Below are 18,087 nucleotides of genomic sequence, written 5' to 3'. Positions count from 1 at the left end.
ATTATTGCTGTGTGCGCTGCAAGATCGCCGCACGCATGGTCGACTTACGTCGTAGCCTACTCCTTGGCCTGATCCTCAAGCCGGCCCAGGCTTTCCTGGCGTCCCAGCACGTCCAAAACCTCAAATATACCAGGCGATGTCGACCGCCCCGTCAGCGCCGCCCGCAGCGGTTGGGCGACGGCGCCGAGCTTGAGACTATTTTCCTCGGCAAAGGCGCGCAGCGCGGCCTCCGCATTCGCCGCACTCCATGTCTCGACTTTCTCCAGCGCGGAATGAAGCTGGCCGATCAGCTTGCGGTTCTCGGGCGTCAGCAGCGCTGCCGCCTTGGGATCGAGCTCCAGCGGCCGGTCGGCAAAGATGAAATAGGCGCTGTCGATCAACTCGATCAGCGTCTTGGCGCGCTCCTTCAGGGCCGGCATGGCCTTGAGAAGCTGCGCCCGCGTGGTGTCGTTTAACTTGGCCTTAAGCTCGTCGCGGCTGGGCACAACGTGGTCGAGCACGTCCTCGAACATCTTCACGAGTGATTGATCGTCAGCGTTTCGGATGTAGTGGCCGTTGAGGTTTTCGAGCTTGGCGAAATCGAAGCGGGCGGCGGCGCGACCGACGCTGGCGAGGTCGAACGCGGCGATCATCTCCTCGGTCGAAAAGATCTCCTGGTCGCCATGGCTCCAGCCGAGCCGGACGAGGTAATTGCGGAGCGCGGCAGGGAGGTACCCCATGGCGCGGTAGGCATCGACGCCCAGCGCGCCGTGGCGCTTCGATAGTTTCGAGCCGTCCGGGCCGTGGATCAGGGGGATGTGGGACATGCTAGGCAGCGCCCAGCCCATGGCGTCGTAGATCTGCTTCTGGCGGGCGGCGTTGATCAGATGGTCGTCGCCGCGGATGACATGGGTGACGCCCATGTCGTGGTCGTCGACCACCACAGCGAGCATGTAGGTCGGATTGCCATCGCCGCGCAGCAGGACGAGGTCGTCGAGGTTCTCGTTCTGCCAGACCACACGGCCCTGGACCTGGTCCTCAATCACGGTCTCGCCGGTCTGCGGCGCGCGCAGGCGGATCGTGGGCTTGACGTCGGAGGGCGCCGTTGCCGGGTCGCGGTCGCGCCACAGGCCGTCATAGAGGCGGGTGCGGCCCTCGGCGCGCGCCTTCTCGCGCATCGCGGTGAGCTCTTCGGCCGTGGCGTAGCAACGGTAGGCCTTGCCGTCGGTGAGCAGTTGCTCGGCGACCTCGCGGTGACGGGCGGCGCGGCTGAACTGGTAGATGACGTCGCCATCCCAGCCGAGCTCCAGCCATTTGAGGCCGTCGAGGATGGCGCCGATCGCAGCCTCGGTGGAGCGCTCCCGGTCGGTGTCCTCGATCCGGAGCAGCATCTTGCCGCCGTGCTTCTTCGCATAGAGCCAGTTGAACAGCGCCGTGCGGGCGCCGCCGATATGGAGGAAGCCGGTCGGGGAGGGAGCAAAGCGGGTGACGACGGAATCGGTCATTCTTGGCAGGGCCCATGCATTGGAGGCGGTGGTATATAACAGGACCGGAGCATAACTAAAGCCCGGCAGCGGACCGCTAAGCTCTTGGCTCAGCCAAGCGAATTTGGCAGAAGGACCGCTGATTTCCCTACAGGATTTTCGTAATGACAGAACCGGTGGCGACTGAGGTTGGGCGCGATTTCATTCGTGACATCATCCAGGCCGACCTCGATCAGGCCAAATACACGGAGATCGTGACCCGGTTCCCGCCGGAGCCGAACGGCTACCTGCATATCGGCCACGCCAAGTCGATCGCGCTCAATTTCGGCATCGCCCAGGAGTTTCCGGGCCGCTGCCATCTGCGCTTCGACGACACCAACCCGGTCAAGGAAGAGCAGGAATACATCGATTCCATCCAGGCCGACGTGCATTGGCTCGGCTACGACTGGGGCAAGAACCTGTTCTTCGCCTCGGACTATTTCGACCGCCTGTACGAATGGGCGGAGAAGCTGATCCGCGACGGGCTCGCCTATGTCGACGACCAGACCCAGGAGGAGATTCGCCTCGCGCGCGGCACGCTGACCGAGCCCGGCAAGAACTCGCCGTTCCGCGACCGCAGTGTGGACGAGAATCTCGACCTGTTCCGCCGCATGAAGGCCGGTGAATTCCCGAACGGCGCGCGCGTGCTGCGGGCGAAGATCGACATGTCCGCGGGCAACATCAACCTGCGCGACCCCGTGCTGTACCGCATCCTGCATGCGCACCATCCGCGCACCGGGACCAAGTGGAGCATCTATCCGAGCTACGATTATGCGCACGGCCAGTCGGACGCGATCGAGGGCATCACGCACTCGATCTGCACGCTGGAGTTCGAGGACCATCGGCCGCTCTACGACTGGTTCATCGAAAAGCTGCCGGTGCCGTCCAAGCCGCACCAGTACGAAATGGCGCGGCTCAACCTGACCTACACGCTGCTGTCCAAGCGCGTGCTGACCCAGCTCGTCCGCGACGGCCATGTCGCCGGATGGGACGATCCGCGCATGCCGACTGTCGCGGGGATGCGCCGTCGCGGCGTGCCGCCGGCAGCCTTGCGCGAATTCGTCAAGCGCATCGGCGTTGCCAAGGCCAACAGCGTCGTCGATGTCGGCATGCTGGAATTCTGCATCCGTGAGGAGCTGAACCGCACGTCGCAGCGGCGCATGGGCGTGCTGCGGCCGCTCAAGGTGGTCATCGAGAACTATCCGGAAGGGCAGACCGAAGAGCTCGAGGCGATCAACCATCCCGACGATCCCTCGGCCGGCACGCGCAAGATCACGTTCGGCCGCGAGCTCTATATCGAGCAGGACGACTTCATGGAGAACCCGCCGAAGAAGTTCTTCCGCCTGTCGCCGGGCAACGAGGTGCGGCTGCGCTACGCCTATTTCGTCAAGTGCACCGGCGTGATCAAGAACGAAGCGGGCGAAGTGGTGGAGCTGCGCTGCACCTACGATCCCGCGACCAAGGGCGGCAACGCGCCCGACGGCCGCAAGGTCAAGGCGACCATGCACTGGCTGCCGGCGGCGACGTCGGTGCCGGCGGAGATCCGCATCTACAACCAGTTGTTCTCCAACCCTAGCCCGGACGCCTCGAACTTCGCGGCCGATCTCAATCCGCAGTCGCTGGAGATCCTCTCCAACGCGCGGATCGAGGCATCGGTTGCGGAGAGCAACTCGACCGAGCCGATGCAGTTCGAGCGTCAGGGCTATTTCGTGCGCGACAAGGACTCGACGCCGGGCAAGCCGGTGTTTTCGCGCACCATCGGCCTGCGCGACACGTTCGCGAAGGAAGTCGCCAAGGGCTGAGGGGATCGGGCATATGAACAGTGAGGCCGACGCCATCGTTTCCGCCATCATCGCGAAATGGTGCGCCGGCTTCGCGACACTCGATGCGGCTGCACTGTCGTCGCTCTATGCGAAGAACGCGTTCTTCTTCGGCTCCAATCCAAAGCTCTATCGGGGCAGGGACGGCGTCGCCGATTACTTCAACGGCCTGCCGCGCTGGCGCCAGCCGAGTGCTGCGTTTTCCGAGGTGCGCGCCGCGCAAGCCAGCCCGGACCTGATCAACATGGCCGCGATCGTGTCGTTTGACCTCGCCGGCGAGAGGGCGGAGTTCTCGGTCAAGATGAGCTGGGTCATCCTCCGCGAGCACGGCGACTGGAAGATCGTCAATCACCATGCCTCGTCGCGTGCGCCGTTGATCTGATGTTGCTGCCGCCCACGGCATCGTCATTGCGGCGATAGCAACGAACGCTGCCCCCGCGCGTTGGGGTGGGTCCAACAAGGAACCCACCATGCAGAACATCGCAGAGCATATGGAAGTCATCGGCGCCGATGGCGTCCACATCGGCACGGTCGACAAGGTCGAGGGCAACCGCATCAAGCTGACCAAGAAGGACAGCGGCGAGGGCAGCCACAAGGGCCACCATCACTTCATCGACAAGGGCCTCGTCGCCGGTGTCGAGGGCAACAAGGTCCGGCTCTCGGCCAAGGCGGACGTCGCCGTGACGATGGAAGAGGAAAAGTAGGGGGACCTTCGCTCCGTTCCTGATCCGTACCGCTATTCGCCTGGCGATTATAACCTTGACAAAGCAGCACCTATGGGTAGAGTGGAGCCCATAGGAGCTACTTGCCATGTCCAACCTTCAGAACCCGATCTTCACCGACGAGACCAAGGCCCGCGAATGGCTGGAAGCTCGGGTTTGGCCGAACGGCCCGGCTTGCCCACACTGCGGCAACGTCGATCAGGACAAGATCAAGGCGCTTCAGGGTAAGGCTCATCGTCCGGGCCTGTATCAGTGCGCGGCTTGCCGCGAGCAGTTCACCGTGACCGTCAAGACCGTCTTCGAGCGCTCCAAAATTCCGCTCTCGAAGTGGCTTGCCGCGCTGTTCCTGCTCACTGCATCCAAGAAAGGCATTTCGGCCCACCAGATGCACCGCATGCTGGGTATCAGCTACAAATCGACTTGGTTCATGATGCATCGCCTCCGTGAAGCGCTGCGTACTGGCGGCCTTCTCCCGCCCATGGGCGAAGGTGGCAAGGCCGTTGAGGTTGACGAAACTTTCTTCGGCCGTCTCGAAGGCCAGAAGAAAGGCAAAGCCGCGTGGGCTCATAAGAATGTTGTCATGACGCTTGTGGAGCGCGGCGGCTCTGCCCGCAGCTTCCACGTTGACGGCGTGCGCACTGGCGACCTGTTGCCGATCATCCGCGAGAACCTGAGCCGTGAAGCTCAGTTGATGACCGACGAAGCCGCCTCATACAAGATCATTGCCGACATCGAAGGGCTCGACCATTCCAGCGTCAAGCATAGCAAGGACGAATACGTCCGCCGTGATGGCGATAAGGTCATCTCCACCAATACGGTCGAAGGCTACTACAGCATCTTCAAGCGCGGCATGAAGGGCGTCTATCAGCATTGCGGCGAGAAGCACCTTCACCGCTATTTGGCGGAGTTTGATTTCCGCTATTCCAACCGCACCGCGCTCGGCGTTGACGACTACACCCGCGCCGAGATCGCCGCTAAGGGCATCGTCGGCAAGCGCCTGACCTATCGACGGCCTAACAGCAAAAAAGACACCCCGTCGAATTAAGAAGCTTGCGGCGCATTTCCTGCGCTGGCGCGCGAAGCTGGGGAAGACCCGCGCTCCGTAAACTCACGGACTCGACTCTTGCGAGCGAGACTGTTCCCATCCGTCCTAGTGCGCGAAATGATTCGTGCATCAAATGGAAAAGCCAGACCTCGGCAAAAGGTCTGGCTTCCATTTCATCACCGCAAATGCCCTGAGAAGCTTGCGGCGCAGTTCGATTAGCAAATTCACACTACGTGAAATCGACTCGCTGTCAAGTTTTTCAGGGCCCTTACTCGAAAGGGCCATCATGGCTTACTATAAATATCCGCAGTTTCTCACGCAGAAAGATCACGCTGCATTCGATGCAATCGTTGAGCCGGGTTCACGTACTATGAACTCCGGCATCTATCGCTGCACGACATGCGGATATGAGTGCACCTCTATCGAGGGCGCTCCGTTGCCCCCGCAGAATCATCACCTGCACCCCGCAGATAGGCAAGGTCCTGTTCGGTGGTTGCTTGTGGTCTGCTCAGCGCACCACCCACAATAACAACAACTACGCGGGGCTGGCTCCCATCCGGCTGGCCAGCCCCTGCCAACTCGTCACCTGTCATCGTTCTTTTCCTTCTTGCGCGGAGGCTTCGTCTCTTTTGAATCGCGATGCTGGGGCGGGCTTTTCCCGACCACCTCCGCAGCGCGTTCGAAGCGTTCCCACGCATCGGGATGAAGTTCGATTTCCACCTTTGGTTTGTCCTTGGTCATATCTAGGTTGCACACCGAAAAAATGCCGCACGATTTAGCTCACATTCCCCCATCCTACGAAACATGCATAGTCTGTGGTGACGCACCGCTAACTGAAACTCACATCTGGCCCAACTGGCTACGGAAAGTCCTTCCTCGCGAGAAAAACTATATTAGCACAGTAGCCCGAGCCTTTCATCCAGACGAACAGAAGGAACGCGCGATATCGTCTCAAAAGTTTAAGCGAGACTTGTTTTCGCGCGATCCGCTTCTTGCATGTGAAGCCTGTAACAATGGATGGATGAGGCAGTTCGAAGATGAGGTTGTCATCTTCCTAAAGCCAATCTTATTAGAGGACGCCACGATAAGACTTACAGAGCAGCAGCAGAAATCACTCGCCGGTTGGCTTGCATTGATCGCAACGCTCGCGGAATACGCCAATAACCATCACCCGACAATCAAGCGGGCAGCGCTCCTTCACTTGAAAAAACGCCGACTGCCGCCGGAAGATTTTCATATCTATGTCGCGCGAAGCGCTGGACCGAAGTGGAGGAAGCATTATAGCTACCACAATTTCTTAATGTACGAGGGCATCTCATCTATCGACGCTGTGCCACACACGGCGGACGGACGCCCCCGGTACAATACCCAGGTTAGCACGATGGGAATCGGCAGCCTGCTTGCCCACATTTTTAGCGGCCCAGCAAGCACTCCAATACAGAGTTACAGCATAGCGCTGGAGGGCTCTCAACTTGAGCGGATCTGGCCCCCTAAGAGATCTTTTTGGATGAGGCAAGATAGGCTGTTGGAGTTTCCTTTGAAAACGGAACTGCAAGACTACGAGACGGAAATACTCGCCGAGGATTTGCGGTTTCGAATAAATACGTTCGGGTAGTTCGGGCGCGCCAGCCGCCAAATCAGTGGCGGCAGGCTCTATACCTAGATTCTGTACCTGCTTTGTCAAGGTTATAATTCCCATTCGCCTGCCTGCACGTTCCGGTAGCCTCCAGGCCTGTCGCGTATCGTAAGGTGCAGGGAATGGCGGAGCCGGGCCGGCCAGTTCGGTCCCAGGGGATCGCGGGGACTTGGATCGCGGGGACTTGGATTGCGGGGACTTGGCCCGTCGGCCGAGCTGCATCCGCGGGCGGCCTCGTGCCGGCAGGGTTCGACCTCTGGACGTCGCTGGCCGGGACCCTGCGCGAATGGGCGCGCGCCGAGGCCGGCGCCGGGCGATTGTTGCCGTGGGTGATGCCGGTCGCGTTCGGCGGCGGTATCGCGCTCTACTTTGCCGCCGATCATGAGCCGGTGCTGTGGGTCGTTGCCGCAACGGCCATCGCACTCATGCTTGGCGCCGTGCAGTTGCGGCGGAGCCGGTTGTTTGCGCCGGCGATCATGATCGCGGCGGTCGCGGCCGGTCTTGCCACGGCGACCTGGAAGACAGCGCGGATCGCGCACACGGTGCTGGCAAAGCTTCCGTCTCGCTGTCGGGCTTCGTCGAGACCCGCGACATCCGCGAGCGCACCGACCGCTTCGTGCTGCGCGTCACGGCGATGGAGGCGCAGCGCAGCGACGTCAAGCTCGAGCGCGTGCGCCTCTCCGTGCGCAAGGGGACTGCGCCCGAAGTCGGCAGCTTCGTGCAGTTGAAGGCGCGGCTGTTGCCGCCGTTGTCGCCGGTGCGGCCCGGCAGCTATGACTTTTCGCGCGACATGTTCTTCCAGGGCATCGGCGCCTCCGGCTTCGTGATGGGCACGATTGCGGCATCGGTGCCGCCGGATGCCGGTGGCTTGCGGCTGCGTTATGCCGCCTTCATGCAGGGTCTGCGCGATGCGATCGACGCGCGCATCCGCGTCACGCTCGAGGGCGACAACCGGGCGATCGCGACCGCGCTGCTCACGGGCCGGCGCGATGCGATTACCACGCCCGTCAACGACGCCATGTTCATCTCGGGGCTCGGCCATGTGCTCTCGATTTCCGGCTATCACATGGCGGTCGTCGCCGGCGTCGTGTTCTTCGCGGTGCGCGCGCTGCTGGCGTTGATCCCCGGAATGGCGGCGGGCTTTGCCATCAAGAAATGGTCGGCGGCCGCCGCACTTGTCGCAGCCGCGTTCTATCTGCTGCTGTCGGGCGCGGAGGTCGCGACGCAAAGATCGTTCTTCATGACCGCGGTGGTGCTGATCGCGGTCATGGTCGATCGCCGCGCCATCACCTTCCGCACGCTGGCGGTGGCCGCGTTAATCGTGCTCGCGGTCGCACCGGAGGCACTTGTGCATCCGAGTTTTCAAATGTCCTTCGCCGCGACGCTCGGACTGGTGGCGCTGGTGCAGATCGGCATGCCGAACCTGTTTGCGTCGCCCGATCATTCGGCGACCGCGCGGATTGCGATGTGGGGCGGGCGCGAAATCGCGATGCTGTTCCTGGCCTCGCTGATCGCGGGGCTCGCGACCACGCCCTATGCCGCTTACCACTTCCACCGCGTCACCCCGTTCGGCGTGCTCGCCAACCTCGGGGCGATGCCGGTGGTCTCGGCCCTGGTGATGCCCGCGGGCCTGTTGGGTTTGATTGCAGCGCCGTTCGGACTTGATGGTCCGTTCTGGTGGCTGATGGGGATCGGCATCGACTGGATGGTTGCGGTGTCGCGCTGGGTGGCCGATTTGCCGGGCGCGGTCGGCCGCATCTCGGCCTTCGGCATCGCGCCGCTGATCGCTGCAAGCTTGGGAATCATCGTGATGGGCTTGTTGCGCACGCCGTTGCGCTGGGCCGGCGCGGTGGTGCTGTTAGCCGCGATCCTCTGGGGACTGTGCGCGCGGCAGCCCGATGTCCTGATCGCCGGTGACGGCCAGAGCGTCGCGGTGCGGGGCAGGGATGGACACCTGCATCTGATCAGGTCGAGCAAGGACGGTTTTCTTCTGAAGGAATGGCTCGCCGGAGACGCCGATCCGCGCGACGCCGGCAGTGCCTCACTGGCCGCCGGCGTGTCGTGCGACGAGGCCGGCTGCGTGACGCCGCTTGCCGACGGGCGCCTGGTCGCGCTGGCCTTGCGCATCGATTCATTGGCTGACGATTGCAGCCGCTCCGCGCTGGTGGTGACGGCGCGGCCGGCGCCGCCGGATTGCGCGGCGATGGTTGTCGACCGTCAGCGTCTCGCAAGGCAGGGCGCGCTGGCGTTGACGCGAAGCGGCGACGGCTTTGTGGTTCAGGCGGCGAAGGCAAGGGGAGCGGACCGTCCGTGGTCGCCGGCGGTTGCCGGCGAGGCGGATTTCGGCGCGAGCCTTGGGCCGCAGGCGGCGGCTTCCCGCAACCGCGATGCGACGCCATCGGAAGCCGACCTGCAGGCCGAGGATTGAGCGGACGGGTTACAGATACCAGGCCAGCACGGCATCGAGCCTGGCGTTGCCGATCACCGGCAGGACGACCATCTGGCTCAGTCCAGAGGCGCAGGCCTGCGAGGCCGCGGCCGAGCCGTCACGTGCGAGATCGTCGTTGAGCGCGGGCATGCCGGTGGCCCAGGCCCCGCCGATGCTGCCTTCGCCTTTGGCGATGGATTTCGTCGCATAGAGCGCGGCGAGGTCGGTCTGCGCGCTGCAATCGCCGGCGCGGAAGACCAGCGCGGAGCGGGCCTCGTCCGGGACCCAGATCTCGAAGCGTCGTGCAATCGGGGTCGCCTGCGCCGAGAGGAACGTCAGCACCCAGGTCTGATCGGTGCCGGTCCGATAGGGAACGCCGACCCCGAGATTGATTCCGACCTTGGCGGCGTCCTCCCAGCGCAGAAAACTCCTGGCATCGTACAGGTCCTTGATGACCAGCGGCAGGCCGGCTTTCCAGATGCGGCCGGGCAGGCCGAAGCCACGCGGAAATCTGGTGTGGCGGGAGTTGAATTCGAACATTTCGGCGGTGCCGTAATAGCCGTCGACGAGCGCCATCTCGTGGGAGGTTTCGGCATCGTTGTGCCAGAGCTCGATCGCGCCGACATGGGCCTCGTCGTCGCCGCAGAACAGCACCATGACGGCTTGCAGGAATTCGCCTGAAAACACCGGCACTGCCACGCCGCATGTCAGCCCGGCGGCGATGGCCTGATCGGTCCGCTTGAAATAGGAATCGGTGAATCTGGTGAGGATCACGGGGTGGCCGCTGGCCCAGGCCTTGCCGGGAAGCCCCTCGTCATATCCGAAGTGCAGATCTTCGCTCACGGCCCTGAACGCGGACAGCCCTTCGCCGTAGAGGCTGCCGCCGAATTCCAGCCGCATGCGTGTGCGGTCAGGCACCCAGAGTTCAACGACGCGAATGAAGGTCTTCATTGAACGTGTCCGCCGTCTCAAGCCGCACCAAGCATCGGCCATTTGGCTGCGGAACGGACGTTCAAAATTCAGGCAGGACAGCGCAAACTTCGTGCGGTGGGAGGCGCAACGGCTTGGTCCGCCCGAGGGAGTTTCGCGGGACACGAACGACACCATCTCGCCGGCCTCGGCCGGCGATGGCGATTTTCAATCCTGGCCCGACCTGCCGGCCGGGAATGGCTATGTCAGCCGATCGGCAGGCGGGTGATGGTCGGCCGGCTGTCGGTGATGATCTGCGGCTTGTGCTCGCGCTCGCCGAGCGGCTGGGTCACCGGTAGTTGCAGCACGGTCGCGCGCTGGCCTTCGACCAGCTGCGTCACCAGCACGGATTTGCCGTCGGGGAATTCGATCGCATCATGATGGCGATCGGGAATGTGCGGATCGATCTTGCCGAACTTGCCGACGCGCGAATTGACGGTACGCGTCCAGATCCAGCGATTGTCGTAGCGGACGTTGTCGGCGAAAGCGAGCTCCGTTCCCGGGAGCAGGCAGACCGCGACGGTCGGATCGGCTGCGGAGGCAAAGCCGCGCGTCGAGGTGCCGCGGAAGGTTGTCGTGACGACCGTCTCGCCGACTTCGGCGGGACGCGACGCGACGGCATGCAGGCTATAGTCACACATCGGGTGCTCCTCATGCAGGGATAGCGACCCACGTCTCTCAATCGAGGCGCAGGCCTCTATCAGAGTGGAAATGTGAAAGGTTCTGCCCGGTTGTAGGCAAATCTACGGCTCGCCGCAGCAAGCCGCAATCACATTATCTTTCCCGCATCCACTAGGAACAAAGCCCGCCCCTATGCATTCTGCAGGCGCGTGTCAGCGCCCCGCAGGCGCCGACCAGCCGGAATATTGCCAGGCCGGCCGCGACGGTTGCTCGACGGCGTTGCGGGCCTTGCGGGCTCGCTCGCTCACGGCGGTGTCGTTGCGGACATGGGGTCGCGATTGTGCGGCCAAGGCTTTCGACGCCAAGGCTTTCGACGCCAAGGCTCGCGACGCCAAGGCTTGCGACGCTGATGCTGCGATCAGCGCCACAGCAACTGGGATCTGAACGATCCGGCGCATGACTTCTCCTCGAACCTGAAGGCCGCGAAGCAGGGCTGCTTCGTGCGGCGTGCCGAGGATTTACCGCCAGAGGAGGGGCCGGATAATCTGCGCGAAACCAGAAAGACTATCCAGCGGAAGCGGACAATCGTCCGCTCCAATCTCGGATCGGCGATGCCGATCTAAAGCGCGCGGGGCGCCAAATAACCGATCCCGGCGCGTCCGGTATCAGTACTTCCGGTAGAGCCCGATCAGTTTGCCCTGAATCTTCACCCGGTTGGGCGGGAGGATGCGGACCTCATAGGCTGCGTTGGCGGGCTCGAGCGCGATCGAGGCGCCGCGGCGGCGGAAGCGCTTCAGGGTTGCTTCCTCGTCGTCGATCAGCGCCACCACGATATCGCCGGTGTCGGCGCTCTCGTTGCGCTGGATCAGCGCCATGTCGCCGTCGAGAATGCCGGCCTCGACCATGGAATCACCACGCACTTCGAGCGCGTAATGTTCGCCTGAACCGAGCATGTCAGGCGGTACGCTGATGGTGTGGCTGCGGGTCTGCAAGGCCTCGATCGGCGTGCCGGCCGCGATGCGGCCCATCACGGGGACCGCCACGGGACGCTCGCCCTCATCCGCCGGCGGGCTGGAAGTCGTGCGGACCTTGCCGAGATTGCCTTCGATGACGCTCGGCGTGAAACCGCGGCGGCTGCCGGCGGCGGCCTGAAGCTCGGGCAGCTTGATCACCTCGATGGCGCGGGCCCGGTTGGGCAGGCGCCGGATGAAGCCGCGCTCCTCGAGCGCGGTGATCAGGCGATGGATGCCCGATTTCGAGCGCAGGTCGAGCGCGTCCTTCATCTCGTCGAAGGAGGGCGGCACGCCGCTTTCCTTCAGCCGCTCGCTGATGAACCGCAGGAGCTCGTATTGTTTGCGCGTTAACATCTCGACCAAAATCCCCCGGTTGATGTCGTTCGATTCCGAGACGCTGAATTCAGCAGTAAGCCGCTACATGCTCGAAACAAATCATGAACGGACACTATATGTTCGATACATGTTCCGCAACTGCTTAATTTACCGTGAACGCGACAAAGTTCGCGGAACGCACGCGAACGAAGCGATCAGACGGGCAGCCGCAAGACCTCGCAAGGCGTGCCGGCTTCGGCCTTCGGCGCGAATGGCGCGCGCACGAGAAGTGCCTGTGCCGCAGCGAGATTCGCAAGCAGCGAGGAATCCTGGTGATTGACCGGAACGGCGACGAGCGTGCCGTCGTCGCGCAGTTCGAGGCGTGCGCGCAGATAATCCTCGCGCTGGTCGTTGGCGCCGACATCGCGGCCGAGCACCGCGCGTTCGCGGCGGTGATGAATCATCGAACGGCCCGAAAGCGCGCGAATCAACGGCACCATGAACAGGAAGCCGCAAACATAGGATGACACGGGATTGCCAGGCAGGCCGATCACGCGCATCGCGCCGAGCCGCCCGTTCATCATCGGCTTGCCCGGCCGCATCGCGATCTTCCAGAACGCCATCGAGATACCTTCGTCCCTCAGCGCCTGCTGGACCAGATCGTGGTCTCCGACCGACGCGCCGCCGGTCGTGATCAGGATGTCCGCGCCGCTCTCCCGCGCGCGGCCGATGCCGGCCGTGGTGGCCGCCAGCGTGTCGGCGGCAACGCCGAGGTCGACGGTATCGGCGCCCTCGCTGCGGGCGAGCGCGTGCAGGGCGTAGCCGTTGGAATAGACGATTTGGCCGGGACCGGGCGTGGTACCCGGCATCACCAACTCGTCGCCGGTCGCGAGGATCGCGACCTTCGGGCGTCGTCGGACGGGCAATTGCGGGTAATTCATGCCGGCGGCGAGCGCGAGGTCGCGCTCGGTGAGCCTGATACCCTTGCACAGCAGCACGTCGCCTTCCGAGAAGTCGACGCCGGCGGGGCGGATGTGCCGCCCCGTTACGGCGGCTTCCTTGATGGTGATGCGCTTGCAGTCCGCGACCGTATCCTCTTGGATCACGACCGCATCAGCGCCATCGGGAACGACACCGCCGGTGAAGATACGCACGGCCTCGCCGGCGCCGACCGATCCCGCAAACGGGCGGCCCGCCGCGACCTCGCCGATCAGGGTGAGCTGGGAGTCGGTCTTCGCCGCATCGACCGCGCGCACCGCATAGCCGTCCATTGCCGACATCGCCTGCGGCGGCTGCGTGCGCCGCGCGGCGACATCGCGCGCGAGCACGCGATGGAAGGCCGCGTCGAGCGCGATCATCTCTTCAGGCAGCGGCTCTGCGCCCGCCAGCACCGCGGCGAGCGCATCGGATACCGGCATCAGGGCCACGGCGAACTCCCGCAACAAATCGAAGGACTCGGTCGGCAAGGTTCTAGCCGAGCGGAGGGCCTGAAGCAAAAGGGGCTCCCCAAAGGCGCGCGAGCCCACACTTCCATTCGGCGGCGGCCCGGCCTATCTTTCTGTCGATGACAAGACTGCTCGAAAAAGCGCTCCAGGCCGTGCGGCAGCTCCCTGCGGATAGCCAGGACGAGATTGCGCGTGCGATGCTGGCTTTGAGCGGCAACGCAGGGGAGCCTGAGGAGATCGACCCCGGGAATCTTGCGGCGGTCCTTGAGGGGCTTGCACAAGCCAACTTGCGCCAGTTTGCGTCTGACGCCGAGGTCGAGGCTGCGTTCCGTCGCTTTGAGCGATGAAGCTTCGGTTCACACCGCGCGCGACCCAAGATTTGATCAGCCTTGCCGACTATGTCCGTGAGCACAGCCCGCAAGGCGCATTGCGCGTGCGCGCTGCAATCCTTGAATCGCTACAGAATCTCGTTCGCTTTCCAGGTCTTGGGCGACCGCAGAACGTCGCCGGCGTACGCAAGCTGGTGACGCGTCGATACCCTTATCTGGTCTATTACACGCTGGACGAGGAGGCCGGCGAGGTCGTCATTCTTACGATCCAGCATCCGGCGCGGGACCGCGAACACTCCGACGCCTAAGTGAACTCACGTTCGCCGCGGCATGATCCAGAAGGCGAGACAGACCGGTACGAGGATGGCCATGGCGAGGACGAGAAGGACGAGAGCCACGGCCAGCATCGGTCAGCCCCCCGGCTGCTTGTACGGACTGACGTCCGGCGCTGCGGGGCCCTGATCCTTGTCAGGCAGCGGGTCGGCCTGGGATTTCAGGTCGGCGGCCTTGCTGATCAGCTTTGCGGATAGGTCAGAATCCGAGGTGGTTCTGGCGAATTTCATCAGCAGAGACGCCTGCTTGGTGAGGTAGGTTTTGCCCAACACGACGATTGATCCGATGTAGAATTCCCAACGGACTCATGAGTCCCGAGAGGGGCAATCGTTCCGGGAACTCCGTATAAAAATGCACAAAGGGACTTGGTTCCTCGCCCCGGGGCAAAATAGTTCCATTCGCGGCCCGTCGGCTTGCCGGCCAGAGATCAGAGTCCGAGCGCCTTGAGGGCGTTCCCGACGTCGCGGGGCGAGGTCACGTGGACCGTGGTCAGGCCGCGCGACCGCGCTCCTTCAATGTTCTCGGCAAGGTCGTCGAAGAACACGATGCGGTTCGCCGGCACGCCGATCGCGGCCACGACATGGTCGAAGGCCTCCACATCCGGTTTGCGCAGGCCGATGCTGGACGACAGATACAGCTCGCGGAAATGGCCGAGCAGGCCGGCATATTCCTTCGAGAAGTGGTCCACATGCGGCCGGTTGGTGTTGGAGAAGGCGTAGAGCGGCATCTGCTTTGCCGCACGCGGCAGCAGCTCGGCGATGTCGGGCATCTCGCCGGCGAAGATCGCGTTCCAGCCCTCCAGGAACTGCGCGTCCGAAATGCCGATCCCGAGCGAGACGCGCAGCGAGTCAAAATAGGCCTCGTCGCTGATCTTGCCGACCTCGTGCAGCCGGTAGGCTTCGCTGTCCCGCACATAGCGCGCGACGATGGCTTCCGGCTTGCAGCCGGCATGTCCCGCCCAGCAGGCGATCGCCTTGGAGAAATCGATGTCGAGCACGACGCGCCCGAGATCGAACAGGAGCGCGTCCGCGCTGCCGGGGGAGAGCGAGCTCATTGCATCCTTTCACTCAATATCGATAGGGGTCGTGGTCGAACAGCGGGAACGCGCTGAACACGCTCGGCGCATTCGTTGCGGTCGCCTGGTGCAGGCAGGACTTGTTGACCTCGGCGAACGAGGTGGCGCCCAAGAGGCCGAGGCAGCGCAGCACCTCGTCCTCGAGCAGCTCCAGCATTCGCCTCACGCCGGCTTCGCCGGCCGCCGCCAATGCCCAGCATTGCAGCCGGCCGATGCCGACCATGTCCGCGCCCGCCGCGATCGCCTTGACGATGTCGGTGCCGCGGCAGAAGCCGCCGTCGACCATGATCTTGGCGCGTCCCTTCACGGCCTCGACGATCTCGGGCAGCACATGCATGGCGCCGCGGCCGTGATCGAGCTGGCGGCCGCCATGGTTGGAGACGTAGATCCACTCGACGCCGTGATCGACCGCGATCTGGGCGTCCTCGGCGGTGGCGATGCCCTTCAGGATGAGCGGGATCTTGAACTTGTCCTTGATCATCTTCACGGTCCGCCACTCCAGGCCCTTCTGATAATCGCCGCCGGTGGCGCGCAGGCGGCTCTCGCGAACATAGCGCTTGGCAATGTCACGTTCGCGACGGCTGTAATGGGCGGTATCAACGGTCAGGCAGAACGCGGCGTAGGCGTTCTTCTCGCTCCGGCTGACGACATCGGCGACGAAGTCGTCATCACCGCGCACGTAGAGTTGATAGAGCCGCAGCGCATCAGGAGCGGCCTCGGCGGTCTTCTCCAGGCCGGGCTCGGACACCGAGCTCAGCATATGCGCCGCGCCAAAGGTGCCGCAGGCGCGGGCGACGCTCGCCGCGCCATCAGGATCGAAGATCTCCAGTGCGCCGACAGGGGCGAGCACCACCGGTAGCCGCATCCTGCGCCCGAACAGCTCGACCGAGCCATCGACCTCGCGGACGTCGCGCAGCACGCGCGGCCTGAAGGCGATCTCGTCGAGCGCCATGCGGTTGCGGCGCATCGTGGTCTCGGTCTCGGCGGCGCCGACGATATAGTCCCAGGCGTTCTGGTTGAGGTTGGCGCGCGCCTTGCGGATGAATTCGTGCAGGTTCTGGAATGGCTCGGCGCTGGCGCCGAGTTCGACGTTCCGTTCCGGCCGGATGCGGGGCGCGTCGTTCATGGTTGTCCTCCCGAGAATTTGAAGCCTTATTGTCATCGCCTATCGTGTCCAGCCCTCCAAAACCATCCTAAAATCGCATAGCTGCGAGGCGTGGGCCGGCCGGCCGATTCCGGCCTTGCGCGAAACGGTCGGAACGTTGCCAAAAGTTTAGGCCCGGGCGAAGGGATTTTTACGGTGTACCCGCCGGCGTGGCGTCCCGGCCTTGAAGAAACCAGAATGGTATTGTGAACAGCGGGCTGGATCGCCATTTGCATGGCGCCTCCCAAGCCCCAAGCAAAGCTCCAAGCAAGAAGGCAAGCCTATCCATGCGGAAAAATCTGCTGTTCCCCCTGGGCGCACTCACGGGAGCGTGTCTGACCCTTCTGGTTGCCAGCCCGCACGGCGGAGTATGGGCGGCGCGGGCGGCAGCGAGCGCGGATGATGCCTATTCCCGGCTCAATCTGTTCGGCGAAGTGTTCGAGCGGGTGAAGGCGAGCTATGTCGAGAAGCCCGACAATTCCAAGCTGATCGAGGGCGCGATCACCGGCATGGTGACCTCGCTCGATCCGCATTCACGCTACATGAACGACAAGGCCTGGACCGAGATGCAGGAGACCACCTCCGGCGAGTTCGGCGGGCTCGGCATCGAGGTCACGATGGAGGACGGCCTGGTCAAGGTCGTCTCGCCGATCGACGACACGCCGGCGTCCAAGGCCGGCATCATGTCCGGCGACCTCATCAGCAAGATCGACGGCGATGCCGTGCAGGGCATGACGCTCGAGCAGGCCGTCAACAAGATGAAGGGGCCGGTCGATACCCAGACCAAGCTCACCATCGTGCGCAAGGGAGCCGACGCCCCGCTCGACGTCGCGATCAAGCGCGAGATCATCCATGTGCGTCCGGTGCGCTTCCACGTCGAGAACGGCGACATCGGCTATATCCGCGTCACCTCGTTCAACGAGCAGACCACCGACGGCCTGAAGAAGGCGATCGCGTCGATCTCCAAGGAGGTCCCGCCGGAGAAGCTGGTCGGCTACGTGATGGACCTGCGCAACAATCCGGGCGGCTTACTCGACCAGGCCGTCTCGGTGTCGAGCGCTTTCCTTCAGCGCGGCGAGGTCGTCTCGACCCGCGGCCGCAATCCGGAGGAAACCCAGCGCTTCACTGCGCATGGCGGCGATCTCACCAAGGGCAAGCCGCTGGTCGTGCTGGTCAACGGCGGCTCGGCCTCGGCCTCGGAGATCGTGGCTGGCGCGCTGCATGATCATAAGCGTGCCACGATCATCGGCACGCGCTCGTTCGGCAAAGGATCGGTGCAGACCATCATTCCGCTCGGCGCCGGCAACGGCGCGCTGGCGCTGACCACGGCGCGCTACTACACGCCGTCGGGCCGTTCGATCCAGGCCCAGGGCATCGCGCCCGATATCGAGATCCTCCAGGATATTCCGCCGGAGCTGAAGGGCCGGATGGACACCATGGCGGAGTCCCAGATGCGCGGCCATCTGCAGGCTGCTGACGGCACCGAGCAGACCGGATCGCAGTCCTACGTCCCGCCGGAAGAGAAGGACGACAAGGCCCTGCATACGGCCTACGACTTCCTGCACGGCCAGACCGCGAATGCGGTCGCCGCCAAGCCCGCGCCGAAGGCAGCGGTGCCGAACTAAAGCCCTACGACGTCCGGATATTGTCCGGGAGCGGATGACCGCTCCCGGGTGAATTCGTGCGGTGA

The 18,087-nt window shown here is 63.7% G+C and carries 16 protein-coding genes and 1 pseudogene; 8 read left to right on the top strand and 9 right to left on the bottom strand.

The genetic code is table 11. The annotated features are described in order from the left end of the window. Nucleotides 1-56: 56 nt before the first annotated feature. A complete protein-coding gene (gene gltX / locus OWC48_RS39985; protein ID WP_282524928.1) occupies nt 57-1,484 on the bottom strand; it encodes a glutamate--tRNA ligase in 1,428 nt (475 codons plus the stop codon). 143 nt (nt 1,485-1,627) lie between these two features. Here gltX and OWC48_RS39980 point away from each other — a divergent pair, with 143 nt between their 5' ends. From OWC48_RS39980 to OWC48_RS39965, 4 genes are all read left to right on the top strand, one after another. Beyond that, nucleotides 1,628-3,304 carry a glutamine--tRNA ligase/YqeY domain fusion protein gene (locus OWC48_RS39980; RefSeq protein WP_282524927.1) on the top strand — a complete coding sequence of 559 codons (1,677 nt, stop codon included), beginning with the start codon at nt 1,628-1,630 and terminating at the stop codon, nt 3,302-3,304. 13 nt (nt 3,305-3,317) lie between these two features. Next, nucleotides 3,318-3,704 (top strand): nuclear transport factor 2 family protein, encoded by a 387-nt coding sequence (locus OWC48_RS39975; RefSeq protein WP_282524926.1) that lies wholly within the window; start codon nt 3,318-3,320, stop codon nt 3,702-3,704. 88 nt (nt 3,705-3,792) lie between these two features. After that, entirely contained in the window at nt 3,793-4,026 is a 234-nt protein-coding gene (locus tag OWC48_RS39970; protein ID WP_063194708.1) for a DUF2171 domain-containing protein, read from the top strand. Nucleotides 4,027-4,132: 106 nt separating this feature from the next. Then, the gene (locus tag OWC48_RS39965; RefSeq protein ID WP_282524925.1) at nt 4,133-5,089 is read left to right on the top strand and encodes an IS1595 family transposase; all 957 of its coding nucleotides are present in this window, start codon (nt 4,133-4,135) and stop codon (nt 5,087-5,089) included. Between the two features lie 582 nt (nt 5,090-5,671). Here the strand turns inward: OWC48_RS39965 and OWC48_RS39960 are convergent. After that, on the bottom strand, nt 5,672-5,830 hold the full coding sequence (locus OWC48_RS39960) for a hypothetical protein (RefSeq protein ID WP_282524924.1): 159 nt from the start codon (nt 5,828-5,830) through the stop codon (nt 5,672-5,674). 280 nt (nt 5,831-6,110) lie between these two features. On the opposite strand from OWC48_RS39960, the gene OWC48_RS39955 reads away from it, so the two are divergent. Beyond that, entirely contained in the window at nt 6,111-6,704 is a 594-nt protein-coding gene (locus OWC48_RS39955) for a hypothetical protein (protein WP_282524923.1), read from the top strand. 143 nt (nt 6,705-6,847) lie between these two features. Further along, a pseudogene (locus OWC48_RS39950) lies at nt 6,848-9,153 on the top strand (ComEC/Rec2 family competence protein). A 9-nt stretch (nt 9,154-9,162) separates the two neighbouring features. Here OWC48_RS39950 and OWC48_RS39945 read toward each other — a convergent pair. The 4 genes from OWC48_RS39945 to glp all read right to left on the bottom strand — a co-directional run bounded on the left by OWC48_RS39945 (nt 9,163) and on the right by glp (nt 13,498). Beyond that, nucleotides 9,163-10,104, bottom strand: coding sequence for a GAF domain-containing protein (locus tag OWC48_RS39945; protein WP_282524922.1), 942 nt, complete (start codon nt 10,102-10,104; stop codon nt 9,163-9,165). 224 nt (nt 10,105-10,328) lie between these two features. Next, the gene (locus tag OWC48_RS39940) at nt 10,329-10,763 is read right to left on the bottom strand and encodes a hypothetical protein (RefSeq protein ID WP_282524921.1); all 435 of its coding nucleotides are present in this window, start codon (nt 10,761-10,763) and stop codon (nt 10,329-10,331) included. A 645-nt stretch (nt 10,764-11,408) separates the two neighbouring features. Continuing rightward, nucleotides 11,409-12,110 carry a transcriptional repressor LexA gene (lexA, locus tag OWC48_RS39935; RefSeq protein WP_014494969.1) on the bottom strand — a complete coding sequence of 234 codons (702 nt, stop codon included), beginning with the start codon at nt 12,108-12,110 and terminating at the stop codon, nt 11,409-11,411. Nucleotides 12,111-12,286: 176 nt separating this feature from the next. Continuing rightward, nucleotides 12,287-13,498 (bottom strand): gephyrin-like molybdotransferase Glp, encoded by a 1,212-nt coding sequence (gene glp / locus OWC48_RS39930; RefSeq protein WP_282524920.1) that lies wholly within the window; start codon nt 13,496-13,498, stop codon nt 12,287-12,289. Nucleotides 13,499-13,859: 361 nt separating this feature from the next. Between glp and OWC48_RS39925 the strand changes: the two genes are divergently transcribed. After that, a complete protein-coding gene (locus OWC48_RS39925; RefSeq protein WP_282524919.1) occupies nt 13,860-14,153 on the top strand; it encodes a type II toxin-antitoxin system RelE/ParE family toxin in 294 nt (97 codons plus the stop codon). Between the two features lie 102 nt (nt 14,154-14,255). Here the strand turns inward: OWC48_RS39925 and OWC48_RS39920 are convergent, their stop codons facing one another. The 3 genes from OWC48_RS39920 to OWC48_RS39910 all read right to left on the bottom strand — a co-directional run bounded on the left by OWC48_RS39920 (nt 14,256) and on the right by OWC48_RS39910 (nt 16,379). Further along, nucleotides 14,256-14,450, bottom strand: a complete 195-nt coding sequence (locus OWC48_RS39920) for a hypothetical protein (RefSeq protein ID WP_063983049.1) — start codon at nt 14,448-14,450, stop codon at nt 14,256-14,258. A gap of 155 nt (nt 14,451-14,605) precedes the next feature. After that, nucleotides 14,606-15,232, bottom strand: coding sequence for an HAD family phosphatase (locus tag OWC48_RS39915; protein ID WP_282524918.1), 627 nt, complete (start codon nt 15,230-15,232; stop codon nt 14,606-14,608). A 13-nt stretch (nt 15,233-15,245) separates the two neighbouring features. Beyond that, nucleotides 15,246-16,379 carry an alpha-hydroxy acid oxidase gene (locus OWC48_RS39910; protein WP_038943051.1) on the bottom strand — a complete coding sequence of 378 codons (1,134 nt, stop codon included), beginning with the start codon at nt 16,377-16,379 and terminating at the stop codon, nt 15,246-15,248. A gap of 305 nt (nt 16,380-16,684) precedes the next feature. On the opposite strand from OWC48_RS39910, the gene OWC48_RS39905 reads away from it, so the two are divergent. After that, nucleotides 16,685-18,022, top strand: a complete 1,338-nt coding sequence (locus OWC48_RS39905) for a S41 family peptidase (RefSeq protein WP_282524917.1) — start codon at nt 16,685-16,687, stop codon at nt 18,020-18,022. Nucleotides 18,023-18,087: the final 65 nt, after the last annotated feature.

Source organism: Bradyrhizobium sp. Arg816 (genome assembly GCF_029989365.1).
Classification (GTDB): domain Bacteria; phylum Pseudomonadota; class Alphaproteobacteria; order Rhizobiales; family Xanthobacteraceae; genus Bradyrhizobium.
The sequence above is the reverse complement of the archived record's forward strand: the minus strand, read 5'-3'. Positions and strand labels throughout refer to the sequence as shown.